Consider the following 16,302-nt stretch of genomic DNA (forward strand, 5'->3'; position numbering starts at 1 on the left):
TAAATAAACGAAATTATCTACGCAAGTAGATAAGCTTGTCTATGATAATAGACAAGAATAAAGGTTAAGCTACAAAGGGCGCATGGCGAATGCCTTGGCACTAGGAGCCGAAGAAGGACGCGTTAAGCTGCGATAAGCTTTGGGTAGGCGCAAATAGCCAGTGATCCAAAGATTTCCGAATGGGGGAACCCACATAGTAACAACTATGTACTGCATACTGAATAAATAGGTATGCAGAGGTAGACCCGGGGAACTGAAACATCTAAGTACCCGGAGGAAGAGAAAGAAACATCGATTTCCTAAGTAGCGGCGAGCGAAAGGGAAAGAGCCCAAACCTAGGTCTTTGACCTAGGGGTTGAGGATAGATCATAAATACTGCAATTCCTTAATTGAAGATAGCTGGAAAGCTGCTCCGCAGAAGGTAATAGGCCTGTAAATGAAAAGGAAAAACAGTCAGATCTAATCCAGAGTACCACGAGACACGTGAAACCTTGTGGGAAGCAGGGAGGACCACCTCCCAAGGCTAAATACTACCTAGTGACCGATAGTGAAGAAGTACCGTGAGGGAAAGGTGAAAAGAACCCCGGAAGGGGAGTGAAATAGAACCTGAAACCGTGTGCCTACAACCGGTCGGAGCACTTTTTATGTGTGACGGCGTGCTTTTTGTAGAACGAGCCAACGAGTTACGATATGTAGCAAGGTTAAGTACTTAAGGTACGGAGCCGAAGGGAAACCAAGTCTGAATAGGGCGCTATAGTTGCATGTCGTAGACCCGAAACCGGGTGACCTATCCATGGCCAGGATGAAGCGGAAGTAAAATTCCGTGGAGGTCCGAACCACGTTGGTGTTGAAAAACCATGGGATGAGCTGTGGATAGCGGAGAAATTCCAATCGAACTCGGAGATAGCTGGTTCTCCTCGAAATAGCTTTAGGGCTAGCGTCGATTAATTGAGTAATGGAGGTAGAGCACTGAATGGGCTAGGGGCTGACAACAGTTACTGAACCCTATCAAACTCCGAATGCCATATACTTTTATTTCGGCAGTCAGACTGCGAATGATAAGATCCGTAGTCAAAAGGGAAACAGCCCAGACCATCAGCTAAGGTCCCAAAGTGTAAGTTAAGTGGAAAAGGATGTGGGATTTCTAAGACAACTAGGATGTTGGCTCAGAAGCAGCCACTCATTCAAAGAGTGCGTAATAGCTCACTAGTCAAGAGATCCTGCGCCGAAGATGTCCGGGGCTAAAACTTACCACCGAAGCTATGGGTGTACACTATGTGTACGCGGTAGAGGAGCTTTCTGTACTGGCTGAAGTCATACCGTAAGGAGTGGTGGACGGTACAGAAGTGAGAATGTTGGCATAAGTAGCGAGAGTTAAGTGAGAATCTTAACGGTCGAAAACCTAAGGTTTCCTGAGGAAGGCTCGTCCTCTCAGGGTTAGTCGGGACCTAAGCCGAGGCCGAAAGGCGTAGGTGATGGACAATCGGTTGATATTCCGATACCACCAATGGACGTTATTAGAAATGGGATGACGCAGGAGGATAAGATGTGCACACTATTGGATGTGTGTCTAAGCATTTAGGCGGAGCAAGCAGGCAAATCCGTTTGCTCGGAACGTTGAGATGTTATGGGGAAGGGAATTTATTCCTGAAGTATCTGATTCCACGCTGCCAAGAAAAGTCTCTATCGAGGATATTGGTGCCCGTACCGCAAACCGACACAGGTAGGTGAGGAGAGAATCCTAAGACCATCGGAAGAATTGCTGTTAAGGAACTCGGCAAATTGACCCCGTAACTTCGGGAGAAGGGGTGCCTACGAAAGTAGGTCGCAGAGAATAGGCCCAAGCAACTGTTTAGCAAAAACACAGGTCTCTGCTAAAGCGAAAGCTGATGTATAGGGGCTGACGCCTGCCCGGTGCTGGAAGGTTAAGGGGATTACTTAGCGCAAGCGAAGGTATGAACTTAAGCCCCAGTAAACGGCGGCCGTAACTATAACGGTCCTAAGGTAGCGAAATTCCTTGTCGGGTAAGTTCCGACCCGCACGAATGGCGTAATGATTTGGGCACTGTCTCAACAGCACATCCGGCGAAATTGTAGTGCCAGTGAAGATGCTGGCTACCCGCGATTGGACGGAAAGACCCCGTAGAGCTTTACTGTAGCTTAGCATTGAATTTCGGTATTGTCTGTACAGGATAGGTGGGAGACTGAGAAACATGGGCGTCAGCCTGTGTGGAGTCATCCTTGGGATACCACCCTGACAGTACTGAGGTTCTAACTGGAGGCCATGAATCTGGTCACAGGACATTGTTAGGTGGGCAGTTTGACTGGGGCGGTCGCCTCCAAAAAAGTAACGGAGGCGCTCAAAGGTTCCCTCAGCGCGGTTGGAAATCGCGCGAAGAGTGCAAAGGCAGAAGGGAGCCTGACTGCGACACCTACAAGTGGAGCAGGGACGAAAGTCGGACTTAGTGATCCGGTGGTACCTCGTGGGAGGGCCATCGCTCAACGGATAAAAGCTACCTCGGGGATAACAGGCTGATCTCCCCCAAGAGTCCACATCGACGGGGAGGTTTGGCACCTCGATGTCGGCTCGTCGCATCCTGGGGCTGAAGTAGGTCCCAAGGGTTGGGCTGTTCGCCCATTAAAGCGGCACGCGAGCTGGGTTCAGAACGTCGTGAGACAGTTCGGTCCCTATCCGTCGCGGGCGTAGGAAATTTGAAGGGAGCTGTCCTTAGTACGAGAGGACCGGGATGGACAAACCTCTGGTGCACCAGTTGTCACGCCAGTGGCATCGCTGGGTAGCTATGTTTGGAAGGGATAAACGCTGAAAGCATCTAAGCGTGAAGCCCACCCTGAGATGAGATTTCCCATAACTCGTGCGTAAGCACGGTGTTAGTAAGACTCCTGGAAGAACACCAGGTTGATAGGTTAGAGGTGTAAGCATGGTAACATGTTCAGCTGACTAATACTAATAAGTCGAGGGCTTGACCTTAATATATATAAAGCGTAAGCTTCAAGCGAAAGCGAGAAGATAATTTCACTGTGCAATTTTGAGAGAATATCTCATAAAGTGTATTGACAAGTTAGCGATAACTTGATATACTCTTAATGTAAGGATTATACCTTATAAATCTGGTGATTATGGCATGAAGGTAACACCCCTTCCCATACCGAACAGGTAGGTTAAGCTTCAATGCGCTAATGGTACTGCAGGGGCAACCTTGTGGGAGAGTAAGTCATCGCCAGGTCATGTATGGATCTTTAGCTCAGTTGGTTAGAGCTACCGGCTCATAACCGGTCGGTCCGGGGTTCGAATCCCTGAAGGTCCACCATACGGGGATATAGCTCAGCTGGGAGAGCACCTGCCTTGCACGCAGGGGGTCAAGGGTTCGATTCCCTTTATCTCCACCAAAAAAACAGTCCAATATGGACTGTTTTTTTATTTTGTTTAAAATTAATCTGAAATTTAATTTTTTATAGATTTATAACAAAAAAAGTATTACAATATAACAGTAATAATATAATTTATTTGTGAAAGGGGTTTGATGATGTCGCTATATAGATTAAAGCAGTTTTACTGGTCAATGGTTTCTAAGATTAATGATGAAGATATAGATTTTCTTAAAATGCATTTAGAAACTTATGAATTGCAATTATTCCATCAATTACCTACTCATGAGCAAAAACACTCTATAAATGTAGCTAGGGATGTAAAATCAACTTGTAATCAAAGAGTATTACAATCAGAAAACTTGATAAAAGTTGCGCTGTTACATGATATAGGTAAAATATATAGTAATATGAATCCAATAGACAAATCTATAATGGTTATAGTAGATAATATAACAAATGGAAAAATTAAATTACATAAGAAGAGTAAAAATGTTAATATGTACTATAATCATGGAGATATAGGATATAATTTATTAAGAAAATATGGTTATGATGATAGGTTTTTGTTTTTAGTGAAAAATCATCATAACAATAATATAATGCAAGATATAGAATTAAACTTATTAAAAGAATGTGATGATAGAAATTAAGAAGCTAGCGAATAGTTTCTTTTTTATTACCATAATTTAGTGGTATAATTTAGTACTATAAGAAATTATTTCTAAAATATATAAAAAGTGATAGAATGTAATTAATACAAAAAATAGGAGGGGAAAATGAATTCAAAGCAAAGAAGAGAATATATTAAAAATTTATTAATTAAAAATAATGCTACATATAAAGGTCAGTTTCTAGCAGAGGAATTAGGCGTTACAAGACAAGTTATAGTAAAAGATATTGCAATTACGAGAGCTGAGGGAGTAAATATAATTGCAACTCCGGAAGGGTATTTAATACCTAATGAAGAAAGCAATTATGTAAAAAGAGTAATAGCTGTGGCGCATAGCCGAGATGACATATATAATGAGCTTGAATGCATTGTTAAGTTTGGTGGAATAGTAGAGGATGTAACCGTAGAACACTCTTTATATGGTGAAATAAGAGCAATGCTTATGATAAAAACATTAATGGATATTGAAAGATTTACAAGGAAATTTAAAGAGTTTAATGCACAGCCCTTATCGGCGCTAACTAAAGGAGTACATTTGCATACTATAAGAGCCGATAATGAGGAAATCATAGAAAGTATTATAAAAGAGCTAAAAGATAAAAATTATTTGATTTCTGATTAGTGTACCCTTAAATAATATTATTTAAATTAATCACAAAGGAGTGAAAATAATGGAGAATGTTGCGCTTTTAAAATGTATGGAATATGATGTTGATTTAGTAGAAAAAAAACTGAGACAGGGCTTTGAACTACTGGGTGGAAATGATTTTTTAACGAAATTAATACCAAAGGATAGTAAGGTGCTTTTAAAGCCTAATATGTTAAGTATTGAGAATAAAGAATCACCGGTAGTAACTCATTATGTTGTTTTTGAAGCAGTTATTAGAATTATTATGGAATATTCCAATGATATTAGCTTTGGTGATTCACCTGGTTTTGGAGATTCAAGAAAAGCAGCAGAGCGTTGTGGGCTTATGGAAGTTGCGAATAGATATGGAGTTAAATTCGAAGACTTTAAAGAATCAGTGCATGTTAAATTAGATAATTCTATTTTATGTAAATCTTGGGATATAGCTAAAGCAGCTTTTGAGGCAGACGTTGTAATATCATTACCAAAGCTTAAAACACATGCTATGGCATATTATACTGGTGCTGTAAAAAATCAGTTCGGTTGTATACCAGGAACGCAAAAGGCGACCTGGCATACAAGAATGCCTGATGCAAATAATTTTTGTAAGATGCTACTAGATTTGAATACTGCTGTTGGAACTAATTTTGCTATTTTAGACGGCATAATAGCTATGGAAGGTAATGGACCTAAAAGTGGAAATGCATATAAAATGAATACTTTAATTATGGGAAAGTCTCTAACTGCGGTAGATTCTACTGCTGTTAGACTTATAGGTTATGACAACCCTTTAGATACACCTGTTTTAAAAGAGGCATATGATAGCAAATGGGGAGTAGTGCTTCCGGGCGATATAAATATACTTGGTGAAAAATTAGAATCTATGAAAGCTAAAAATTTTAAACTTTGTAGAAAAGGAGGTAATTTCTATTTTATAAATCCAAAAGTAACTAATTTTCTAAGAGGAATGATAGCTCCAAATCCAACACTTATAATAGATAAATGTATAGGGTGTGGAAGGTGCAAGGAGGTTTGCCCAGAGAAACCATCGGCAATTGATATGGTAACAAAAGGACACATATTAAATCCTAAATGGAACATGAATCAATGTATAAGATGTTTTTGCTGTCAGGAATTATGCCCAGTAGGTGCAATTGAAACTAAATATTCAAATTTAGGTAAATTATTATCAAAATTAGATAAGAGGTGATTTTTATGAAAAAAAACATGACTATAGCTATCATAATAGGAATTATATTAATAACAATAGCTTTTTTAGGCAACATAGTTAATTTAGCTATAAATATACAGTGGTTTAGGGAAGTAGGATATTTATCAGTATACTTTACTAAATTAATATGGATTTTAAAAATAATGGTTCCAGTATTCATAGTGTCTTATATTGCAATATGGACATATTATAAAGCTTTTAAAGTTAGTATTTTAAGATTTAAAAAAGTTGTTGAAGTAAATAAGAAAAAAGAAAAATTGGAATATAAAATCAGTATTTTAATAAACATTATAATTTCTTGTATGATATCCATAAGCTTTTCATTTAACTATTGGTATAAAATACTTCAGTTTTCAAATGCTACAAGTTTTAACACCTTAGATCCATTATTTAAAAAAGATATTTCTTTTTTTATTTTTAAACTTCCATTAATTGAATCATTATATCAAATGTTCATAATTTTGCTAGGCGTAATTGTAATTATTACGGTAGTAACATATCTTATACTAACTGCAAAGGATCATATATTAAGCATCAATAAAGGAAGTACATTTTCTAGATTTAAAAACTTTAATAACGGAATAACTAAATTTGCAGGAAGACAACTTGCTATCGTATCTTCACTAATATTATTGATGCTATCTTTGGGATATATAATAAAAGCATGGCAATTAGTATATTCGCCAAGAGGAATAGTTTTTGGGGCAAGCTATACAGATGTACATGTAACATTAAGGTTTTATCAAATAATAACAGTAGCATCATTTATCGCAGCCATAATTACGTTTATAAGCCTTATATCACACAAATCAAAACCAATGGTTATATCCATTATTGTGATTGCTTTACTAATATTTGGAGAAAATTTAGCAGCAACTGGAGTTCAGAAATTTGCGGTTCAGTCAAATGAAAAAACTTTAGAAAAACCATATATTCAATATAATATAGATAATACAAGAAAAGCTTTTAACATTGATAACATAAAAGAAGTGCCTTTTGAAATAAAAAATGATTTAACTAAAGAGGATATTAATTCAAATAAAGATACTATTGATAATATAAAAATCAATTCTTTTAAACCAGCGCTAGAGTTTTATAATCAATTTGAATATATGAGATTTTATTATGGTTTTAATGATATAGATATTGATAGATATAATATCAATGGAAAGTACACTCAAGTGTTTATTGCACCAAGAGAAATTAATTTAAACTCACTAAAAGATAATGCGAACACTTGGCAAAATAGACATTTAGTCTATACTCATGGATATGGAGTGGTTATGAGTAAAGTGAATTCCGTAACAAGTGAGGGACAACCGGATTTTGTTATTAATAATATCCCCTTAGAGAATAAAACAGGTTTAAAATTAGATAATCCTAGAATATATTTTGGTGAGAGTACCAATGATTATAGTGTAGTCAATACAAAGATTGGAGAGTTAGATTACCCTAAAGGCGGAGAAAACCAGATGAACAACTATGCGGGGAAGGCTGGTATAGAGATGAATATGGCAAATAGAATTTTGTTTGCTATAAACAAAAAAAGCACTAAGTTTTTATTATCCAACGATATAACCTCTAATAGTAAAATATTAATTAATAGAAATATAGTTGAAAGAGTAAATAAAATTGCTCCATTTTTAACATATGATAGCGATCCATACACTGTAATAAATGAAGGGAGATTATATTGGGTTATAGATGCATATACAACTTCTAATAAATATCCTTTTTCACAGCCAGAGAGCGGCGTGAATTATATTAGGAACTCAATTAAGGTTGTTATTGATGCAGTAGATGGAACCCCTAAATTTTATATAGTTGATAAAAACGATCCTATAGCAAATGCTTATTCAAATATATTTCCAAAACTATTTTCGGATTCAGAGTCAATTCCTAGTGGTATAAAAGAACACTTTAGATATCCAGAAGACATATATAATTTACAATCTAATGTACTCGGAAGATACCACGTAACAGATCCAGGAGTATTTTATAATGGAGATGATGTATGGTCTATAGCAACTAACCAAGTGAAGGTTGAGGGTAAAAAAGATAAAAATGAGGCCTCTTACCTAATAATGAAATTACCAAAGGAAAACAAAGAAGAAATGGTTTTACTTGAATATTTTAACACAAAAGGAAGAGACAACATGGTAGCTTTACTGGGAGCAAGGATGGATGCTGATAATTACGGAAAAATGGTTTTATATAAATTTCCACCAAAGGAAACAGTATATAGCCCAGTACTATTTAAACAAAGGATGAATCAGGACACAATAATATCGAAAGAACTATCACTTTGGAATACACAAGGTTCAGAAGTTCAATTTGGAGAAACCACAATTATACCAATTAAAAATTCACTACTTTATATAGAACCTATGTATCTGAGAGCTAAAGGTGAAAAAAGTATCCCGGAGATGAAAAAAATTGTAGTGTCTTATGGTGGTAAAATAATTTTAGCTAATAACATAGAGTCAGCACTCCAGCAGATATTTGATTATACTGATAAAAATAATGCATCAAAAGTTGAAGTTAACTCAAATGTAGATACAAAAGTATTAGAAAATATAAAAATTGCTAAAGATTTATATAACAAGGCAATAGAATCTCAAAAGAAGGGAAATTGGACTGAATATGGTACATTTATAAAACAATTAGGTGATATATTAGATAAAATAAGTAAGTAAAATATATCTAAATTTATTTAACATAATGTAACTATATTAAAAAATTTATGTGTTTTATAAGTGATTTATATTACATTGTATCAGCATAAAATGATAACTTAGGGCATATATACTTATATGCCCTTATTTTTATGTTATAATTTCATTTAATTTATATAAAAATGTATAGAATAGAACACATAAAGTATAAAACAAAGGAATTTGAAATAAAATGTCGAATATAATTATGTATACGAGAGTATGGGAGTATGAGGGGTATATTATGAAATATATAAACAATGATTTGTATAAAGATGGTAAAAATTCATTATGTATAGGTACAGATGTTTTAAATATAAATAATTTATCTAAGATAATAAAAAAATACATTTATGATGCTCTTATAAACGGAGAAAAAATTATATTTTTTACAGATGATATATTCTATAAAAATATTGGAAAGAATTTTAACAGCGATGAAGAATTTATAAGGCATAATATAAATATAGGTAATTTCAAAATAAAAACATATAATATTACTGCATTTAATTATGACTATAAAGAATTTATAGACATTATAGATATTATTTCTGTTGCTAAACAAAAATTGAAAATAATATGGGATTTTAAAAATGTAATTAAAAGAGCTTATAAATTAGAAACTGTAATTAAATGTGTTGAAAAAATAATAGAGTGTTCAAAAGATAATGTTTCTAATATGGTTTATATTGAAAATAGTGGTTACAGCTTTAATAGGTTATATAGATTTACTGATTTATTTGAAAAATTAATTATTATAGACAGAAATAAAGAAATGGAATTTAGGAGCAAAGATGAAATAGAAAAAGCAATATGGATGCTTCAGTCTAATTCACAGTTAAAATATCAAAATAAAAATTTAGTTTTATTTAATGATGTTTTTTCTAATATACCTAAAAGTACGGATGAAAATGAATTCAAAAAAATTATAATGAGTAAAATTAAGGGCGTATGTGATGTAGATTTTTGTATTTTAAGCAGTTCGCTTAAAGAACAAGAAAATATAATAGCTATGGATAGCTATTATGGAATAAGTAAGAAGCATAAGTACTACTTAATTAATGACCCAGAAATAATTAAGTATATTAATAAATCCAATGAAATTATATCCAGGGATAATGTAGATATATTATTGAATTTAAGTGAAGTAGTGGATTTAAAATTAGCAGATAAATTTAAATTAATGGGCATAGTAAGCTATATGGCTATTGCTGTAGAATATTATGATATCGCTAAAGGAGTAATATGGATAGGCAGATATGAAAATAATAAAGAGCTTTCTAAAAATAATATAGAACACTTAAAATCAATATGTAAAACAGCCTTTTATTTAATTCAAGAGCAAAAAAGATTTTGTGATATGCAAAATAGACTAATACAAAACGAAAAACTAAAAGCTATGGGTGAAATGGCTGCAGGAATAACTCATGACATTAATAATATACTTACGCCAATTTTAGGATCTGTTCAACTTTTAAAGGATACAGCTCAGGAAAAAGAAAATTTAAAATTACTTAGTGTTATCGAAATTTGTGCTTATGATGGAATGAATATAACTAATAAAGTTAAAAAATTAACAAAGAAATATAATGATGATGATTTTCAGACATTTAGTATAGATGGTGCAATAACAGATGCAATAGATTTAACTAAAAGTAAGTGGCTAACTGAAAGTGTTTTTAAAGGCATAAAAGTAGACATAATCAAATCATTAAAATCTAATGAAATAGTAAAAGGAAATATAACAGAAATAAGAGAGGTATTTATAAACATAATAACAAATGCCGTAGATGCTATGCCAAAAGGTGGCACAATTGAGGTTATTACAAAAAACAAAGACAATAGAGTTATTATAGAAATAAGAGATAATGGAATGGGAATGAATATAGATATTCAAAAGCGGATATTTGAGCCATTCTTCACAACCAAAGGTAATAATGGTTCAGGGCTTGGATTAAGTATTTCTTATAATATAATACTTTCACATAGTGGAAGTATGAAAATTGAAAGCGAAGAAAATGTAGGAACCTCTTTTATTGTTAAACTACCTATATGTGAAAACATGGTTAAAAATTATGATGAAATATCAAGGAATGTAATAGAGTTTGAGGGGAATGTTCTAATTATTGATGATCAAGAGCAAATAAGAAATGTTGTTGCTAGTATGATAAAATCAATTGCAAAATGTAAAATAAAGACCTGTGGATGTGAAGATTTAGATTCAGAGTTAAATAGAAGAAAATATGATATAATAGTTTGTGATTTTACTATGCCAATTATTAATGGATTACAAGTGGCGCAAAAAATTAAAGAGATAAATAAGCATATATATTTTTGTCTTATGACAGGTTGGGTAGGTTCTTTCGAGGGTCAAGAAATGAATAATGTTGATTTTGTTTTAAACAAGCCTATAAATAAAGATAGTTTGAAGCAAATGTTTTTTGATTATAAAACCAGCTTTTAATTTTTTTGCACAAATCGTGCCTCTTTTTTTAAAAAAGGATATAATAATAAGGTAAAGTAAAAAAACTTTTGTTTTATTGTGGAGGGTTACCATGGATTATGATGTACTTATTCTGGGTGGAGGTATTATAGGTTGCGCTGTGGCTTATGAAATCTCAAAATATAATCTTAATATAGCTGTAATTGAGAAAGATTATGATATAGCTGATGATGTAGCATTAATAAATACTGCTATGATATATGATGGCGTTGAAAGTGAAGATACTTTAACTGCTAGGCTTGAACGTATGGGAAATAAAATGATGGATACTATAACTGCTAAATTTAATGTTCCTTTTAAAAGATGTGGCTCCTTAATAATTGCTCAAACCGATGAAGAGGCTGCCATGATTGAAAAAACATATAATAGAGCAATAGATAGGGGCAACAAAGATGTATTAATTTTAGAATCTAAATATATATATGAAATGGAACCGAATTTAAAAGTTCATATAAAAAAAGGACTATATTCTAAAAATACAGGTGTAATTTGCCCATTTGACTTAGCTCTAGCTTATGGCGAAGTAGCTTTTGATAATGGTGTAAAATTTAGGTTAGAAGAAGAAGTAATAGACATTCAACCTATATCAAAAGGGTTCAGAGTTATTACTAATAAAAACAAATTTACTTGTAAAATGGTAATAAATACAACTCCTTCAGAAAATTATAGTATAGTAAATGAAAAAAAACTTGAAGTAAATAATAATGAAGGAATATTAAAATATATACTCTTAGATAACAATGAAAAACAAAAATTTTCTCATGCACTGTTTATGTTTAATGCTAAGGGCGAGCGCATTTACACACTTCCAACTATTGAGGGAGATACTGTTGCCGCTGTTAGTACAAAAGAGAATGTTAGTTATAATGAAGTAGTAGATAGAATATCTAAAATAACAAATGGTGTAGATAATATGGATGTTAAAATGTTTTTGGATTGGCCTTTCTTTGATGAACCTATGGTAATCGATGATAGTGGTATTGATGATGGACTTATTCAAATTAAGGGAAAACATTATGGACAGATAACAATGACTCCTGCTATAGCAAATATTGTATGTGAGAGTGTAGTTAGTAAGATGCAATGTAATCTTAAAAAAGATTTTAATGATAAGAGAAGAGAGTCTTATAAATTTAGAGAAATGTCTGATGAAGAAAGAAAAAGTATTATTAGTGTAGATGAAAAATATGGAAAAATAATATGTGCATGTGAAAAAGTAACTGAAGGGGAAATAGTGGACGCTATACGGAGACCTTTAGGTGCAAGAACAGTAGAGGGAGTTAAAAGGAGAACTGGTGCTGCCTTCGGAAATTGTCAAGGGGCGCATTGTTTAAATAAAATTGTTTCTATTTTAGCAAGAGAAACAAATAAGAAAATGACGGAAATAGTTAAGGACTCAAAAAATTCTAGTATTGTACTATATAGAATAAAAGAATTTGATAGTATGTAGGAGATGAGTTTATTTGATAGAACAACCTGATTGTAATTTAAATGAAGATGAAGCAATTTTAACAACTTTAGTTAGGGTAAAAGGTTCTAATTTGTGCAATGTGGTTTCAGTAAAAACTAGTAAGCCCATTGATAGGAAGTTATGGATTGAATGCTCAAAAGCATTAAGTAGAATACATGTAGGCCCACCTTTAAGAATAGGGGATGTAGTATGTAAGAATATACTTAATACTGGAGTTGATATTATCTGTACAAAGAATATTTAAGTAAATAACATTTAAGAGAATAATTAGTAAAGTGGCTTTAGTAATGGCTAAACTAAATATATATATATTGACTTTGTAAAAAGTGTGATGTAAAATTATTCTTAAAATAATAGCATAAAATTAAAACATAATAATGCATAAAACCTATGATGAGAATAGTAACAAAATATAAAGGTTAAGAGAGTCAGTGTTTGGTGTAAACTGATACCTTTTATTTTGTGAATCCACCTTCGAGGGACTGTGAAAAGCAGTACGGTATAACCGTTATATTTGTTAAAGAGGATTAAATATTTATATTTAATCAAGTAGGGTGGCAACGCGGAGTCTTTCGTCCCTTTTTCATGGGGATGAAGACTCTTTTTTTATATTCAAAAATAACTAAAGTATGACAATTAACACTTGTGAATAAAAAATTAATAATATATTTAAGGAGGAATATTTATGTTAGATTTAAAAAGAATAAGAAATAATCCAGAAGAGATAAAAGCATTAATGGCAGATAGAGGTGAAAATTTTGATATATCAATAATTGATGAGGTTGTAGCTCTTGATAAAAGAAGAAGAGATGTGTTAATGGAGGTTGAAGAATTAAAAAATAGAAGAAACACTCAATCTGCACTTATACCAAAGCTTAAAAAAAGCGGAGAAAATGTAGATGAAATTATGGGGCAAATGAAAAAACTTTCAGATGAAATTAAAAATTTCGATGTTGAATTGTCTGGTGTGGATGAAAAAATTAAAAATATTATGCTAAGGATACCTAATATACCGAGTGTAAATGTGCCACAAGGTGATACAGAGGAAGATAATGTTGAAGTAAGAAGATGGGGACAGCCCAAAAACTTCAATTTTGAAACTAAAGCTCATTGGGATTTAGGAATAGACAATGATATTTTAGATTTTGAAAGAGGTGGAAAGATTACAGGTTCAAGATTTACAGTATATAAAGGACAGGGTGCAAGACTTGAAAGAGCACTAATAAGTTATTTTTTAGATTGTCATGTAGATATAAATGGATATACAGAAATATTGCCTCCCTATATGGTTAATAGACAAAGTATGGTAGGAACGGGTCAATTACCTAAATTCGAAGAAGATGCCTTTAAAGTGGCTAATACAGACTATTTTTTAATACCTACAGCTGAAGTACCCGTTACAAATATTTATAGAGATGAAATATTAAATGGTGAGGATTTGCCTATAAGACATGTTGCTTATAGTGCGTGTTTTAGATCAGAAGCAGGATCTGCAGGAAGAGATACTAGAGGACTTATAAGGCAACACCAATTTAATAAGGTAGAACTACTTAAATTTACAAAACCTGAGGATTCCTATGCAGAACTTGAAAAATTACTTGTAGATGCAGAGTCGGTATTACAAGGACTTGGGCTACCTTATAGGATAGTTAAGATATGTAAGGGCGATTTAGGATTTACAGCATCATTTAAATATGATATTGAAGTTTGGATGCCAAGTTATAAGAAGTATGTTGAAATATCAAGCTGTAGTAATTTTGAGGACTACCAAGCAAGGCGTGCAAATATAAGGTATAAAGATGATAAAAAAGATAAACCTAAGTATATTCATACACTAAATGGATCAGGAGTAGCAGTAGGAAGGGCATTAGCCGCAGTACTTGAAAATTATCAAAATGTAGATGGATCAGTAACTATTCCAGAGGCATTAGTGAAATATATGGGTGGTAAAAATATAATTTCAAAATAAATGGTTAATTTAATATATACTATAATAAGTATAAAGAAATAACTTGAATATTTATAACTTAGGTACCTTTAAAAAAATGTATATTATATTTTTCTAAAGGTACCTAAGTTGTTTACTTATCATAAATTTTAAAATTTTATATAGGATATTGTAAGAAAAACAGAAATTATGTTGACAGATTATATTTATGCTGATATAATAAATATTGTTGTTAGTATGTGGAGGAATGGTCGAGTTGGTTTAAGGCACCAGTCTTGAAAACTGGCGTACGTGTGAGCGTACCGTGGGTTCGAACCCCACTTCCTCCTCCATTTTTTTTTGTAAGCACATAAAATTAAGCTGTGGAGAAGTACTCAAGTGGCTGAAGAGGCGCCCCTGCTAAGGGTGTAGACCGGGTAACCGGTGCGAGGGTTCAAATCCCTCTTTCTCCGCCAGAAACATCTAACATTTGTTAGGTATTTTTTTATTTTTAGATGTGAAAATAAATAATTTTTAACAAATACATTGACAGGTTATATTTATGATGATATAATAAATCTTGTCGTGGACATGGAGGAATGGTCGAGTTGGTTTAAGGCACCAGTCTTGAAAACTGGCGTACGTGTGAGCGTACCGTGGGTTCGAACCCCACTTCCTCCTCCATTTTTTTTATAAGCACATAAAATTAAGCCGTGGAGAAGTACTCAAGTGGCTGAAGAGGCGCCCCTGCTAAGGGTGTAGACCGGGTAACCGGTGCGAGGGTTCAAATCCCTCCTTCTCCGCCAGAAACATCTAACATTTGTTAGGTGTTTTTTTATGTTTATTTTTAATGAATTATCCAATTAAATTACAAAAATAAATTCACAATTTATTGAATTAAGTATAAAAAAAGGGTATAATTATAATAGTTAAATAATAAAAAAATTTAAGATTATTAATAAGGAGAGAATATGCTAAAAGGAAATAAAGTATTATTGAGAAGTGTTGAGAGACGGGATTTGAATATATTTTATGATATTTGGTGTGATGAAGAAGTTAGAAAACTTGATGGTAATTTTATATTACCTCCATCTAAAGAGGACATATTAAATAATTTTAATAAATTTGTTAATATTGATAAAAAATATATCAGTATTGTGAATGAAAAAGGTGTAGTTGTAGGCTATATAACTTATAAAGAAGTTAGTGGATGTAAAAATGTATACGTGTTAGGTATAGCTATAGGCCAGAACTTTTGGAATAGAGGATATGGACAAGACTCTATAAAGACATTGCTTAAGTATTTGTTCATGGATATGGCTGCACATAGAGTAGAACTAGAAGTACTAGACTTTAATTTAAGAGCGATTCAGTGTTATAAAAAATGTGGATTTTTAGAAGAAGGAAAGAAGAGAAAAACTTGCTTTTCCTATGGGGATTATAGGGATGTAATTATTATGGGAATCCTTGGAGATGAATTTATAAAGGGAATTTTGAAAATAAACCTTTACTCCTAACGTATAATATGTTAGTATTGTAATGAAGTTTATGCGTTGGTAGCTCAGTTGGATAGAGTAGCTGGCTACGAACCAGTTGGTCGCAGGTTCGACTCCTGTCCGACGCACCATAACAAATGTAGGTACCTCAATGATTTGAGGTACCTATTGCTTTTTTTGATAAAACAGGATAAATATCAATTTGGTATTTATTGTTACAATAGATTAGTATAAATTATTAAGATTACTATAGAATATGATAAGAAAGCAGAG

8 protein-coding genes, 7 tRNA genes, 2 rRNA genes, 1 pseudogene and 1 other annotated feature are annotated in these 16,302 nt (G+C 32.9%); all 18 genes and pseudogenes read left to right on the forward strand.

All coding sequences use genetic code 11. The features are described from left to right. The first annotated feature begins 62 nt into the window (after positions 1–62). Positions 63–2,988 (forward strand): 23S ribosomal RNA (locus tag G9F70_RS00055). A 139-nt stretch (positions 2,989–3,127) separates the two neighbouring features. After that, positions 3,128–3,244 (forward strand): 5S ribosomal RNA (gene rrf, locus G9F70_RS00060). 7 nt (positions 3,245–3,251) lie between these two features. Beyond that, positions 3,252–3,328 (forward strand) — tRNA-Ile (locus G9F70_RS00065). A 3-nt stretch (positions 3,329–3,331) separates the two neighbouring features. After that, positions 3,332–3,407 (forward strand) — tRNA-Ala (locus tag G9F70_RS00070). Between the two features lie 137 nt (positions 3,408–3,544). After that, complete coding sequence (locus tag G9F70_RS00075) at positions 3,545–4,039, forward strand: HDIG domain-containing metalloprotein (RefSeq protein ID WP_164947157.1); 495 nt, start codon at positions 3,545–3,547, stop codon at positions 4,037–4,039. Between the two features lie 126 nt (positions 4,040–4,165). Further along, positions 4,166–4,681 (forward strand): transcription repressor NadR, encoded by a 516-nt coding sequence (locus G9F70_RS00080; RefSeq protein WP_164947158.1) that lies wholly within the window; start codon positions 4,166–4,168, stop codon positions 4,679–4,681. 49 nt (positions 4,682–4,730) lie between these two features. Beyond that, positions 4,731–5,897, forward strand: a complete 1,167-nt coding sequence (locus tag G9F70_RS00085; protein WP_164947159.1) for a DUF362 domain-containing protein — start codon at positions 4,731–4,733, stop codon at positions 5,895–5,897. A 5-nt stretch (positions 5,898–5,902) separates the two neighbouring features. Continuing rightward, a complete protein-coding gene (locus G9F70_RS00090; protein ID WP_164947160.1) occupies positions 5,903–8,614 on the forward strand; it encodes a UPF0182 family protein in 2,712 nt (903 codons plus the stop codon). Between the two features lie 262 nt (positions 8,615–8,876). After that, complete coding sequence (locus G9F70_RS00095) at positions 8,877–11,096, forward strand: hybrid sensor histidine kinase/response regulator (RefSeq protein ID WP_164947161.1); 2,220 nt, start codon at positions 8,877–8,879, stop codon at positions 11,094–11,096. A gap of 91 nt (positions 11,097–11,187) precedes the next feature. Next, entirely contained in the window at positions 11,188–12,585 is a 1,398-nt protein-coding gene (locus tag G9F70_RS00100) for an NAD(P)/FAD-dependent oxidoreductase (RefSeq protein ID WP_164947162.1), read from the forward strand. Positions 12,586–12,601: 16 nt separating this feature from the next. After that, positions 12,602–12,850 (forward strand): annotated as a pseudogene (locus G9F70_RS00105) (DUF1667 domain-containing protein); the annotation flags it as partial. Positions 12,851–12,987: 137 nt separating this feature from the next. Beyond that, positions 12,988–13,189 (forward strand) — a binding site (T-box leader). A gap of 102 nt (positions 13,190–13,291) precedes the next feature. Beyond that, positions 13,292–14,575 (forward strand): serine--tRNA ligase, encoded by a 1,284-nt coding sequence (gene serS / locus G9F70_RS00110; protein WP_164947164.1) that lies wholly within the window; start codon positions 13,292–13,294, stop codon positions 14,573–14,575. Positions 14,576–14,795: 220 nt separating this feature from the next. Next, positions 14,796–14,886 (forward strand) — tRNA-Ser (locus tag G9F70_RS00115). Between the two features lie 32 nt (positions 14,887–14,918). Continuing rightward, positions 14,919–15,009: transfer RNA gene (locus tag G9F70_RS00120), tRNA-Ser, on the forward strand. A 117-nt stretch (positions 15,010–15,126) separates the two neighbouring features. Beyond that, positions 15,127–15,217: transfer RNA gene (locus G9F70_RS00125), tRNA-Ser, on the forward strand. 31 nt (positions 15,218–15,248) lie between these two features. Continuing rightward, a tRNA-Ser gene (locus G9F70_RS00130) sits at positions 15,249–15,339 on the forward strand. Between the two features lie 165 nt (positions 15,340–15,504). Further along, the gene (locus G9F70_RS00135; protein WP_164947165.1) at positions 15,505–16,050 is read left to right on the forward strand and encodes a GNAT family N-acetyltransferase; all 546 of its coding nucleotides are present in this window, start codon (positions 15,505–15,507) and stop codon (positions 16,048–16,050) included. Between the two features lie 33 nt (positions 16,051–16,083). Further along, positions 16,084–16,160 (forward strand) — tRNA-Arg (locus tag G9F70_RS00140). Positions 16,161–16,302: the final 142 nt, after the last annotated feature.

It is taken from the genome of Clostridium sp. FP1, from assembly GCF_011065975.2.
Classification (GTDB): Bacteria; Bacillota; Clostridia; order Clostridiales; family Clostridiaceae; genus Clostridium_AD; species Clostridium_AD tagluense.

Excerpts from the sequence above, each read along its gene's own strand:
- G9F70_RS00075 (WP_164947157.1), top strand. The coding sequence starts at position 3,545 with ATGTCGCTATATAGATTAAAGCAGTTTTACTGGTCAATGGTTTCTAAG.
- G9F70_RS00080 (WP_164947158.1), top strand. The coding sequence starts at position 4,166 with ATGAATTCAAAGCAAAGAAGAGAATATATTAAAAATTTATTAATTAAA.
- G9F70_RS00085 (WP_164947159.1), top strand. The coding sequence starts at position 4,731 with ATGGAGAATGTTGCGCTTTTAAAATGTATGGAATATGATGTTGATTTA.
- G9F70_RS00090 (WP_164947160.1), top strand. The coding sequence starts at position 5,903 with ATGAAAAAAAACATGACTATAGCTATCATAATAGGAATTATATTAATA.
- G9F70_RS00095 (WP_164947161.1), top strand. The coding sequence starts at position 8,877 with ATGAAATATATAAACAATGATTTGTATAAAGATGGTAAAAATTCATTA.
- G9F70_RS00100 (WP_164947162.1), top strand. The coding sequence starts at position 11,188 with ATGGATTATGATGTACTTATTCTGGGTGGAGGTATTATAGGTTGCGCT.
- serS (WP_164947164.1), top strand. The coding sequence starts at position 13,292 with ATGTTAGATTTAAAAAGAATAAGAAATAATCCAGAAGAGATAAAAGCA.
- G9F70_RS00135 (WP_164947165.1), top strand. The coding sequence starts at position 15,505 with ATGCTAAAAGGAAATAAAGTATTATTGAGAAGTGTTGAGAGACGGGAT.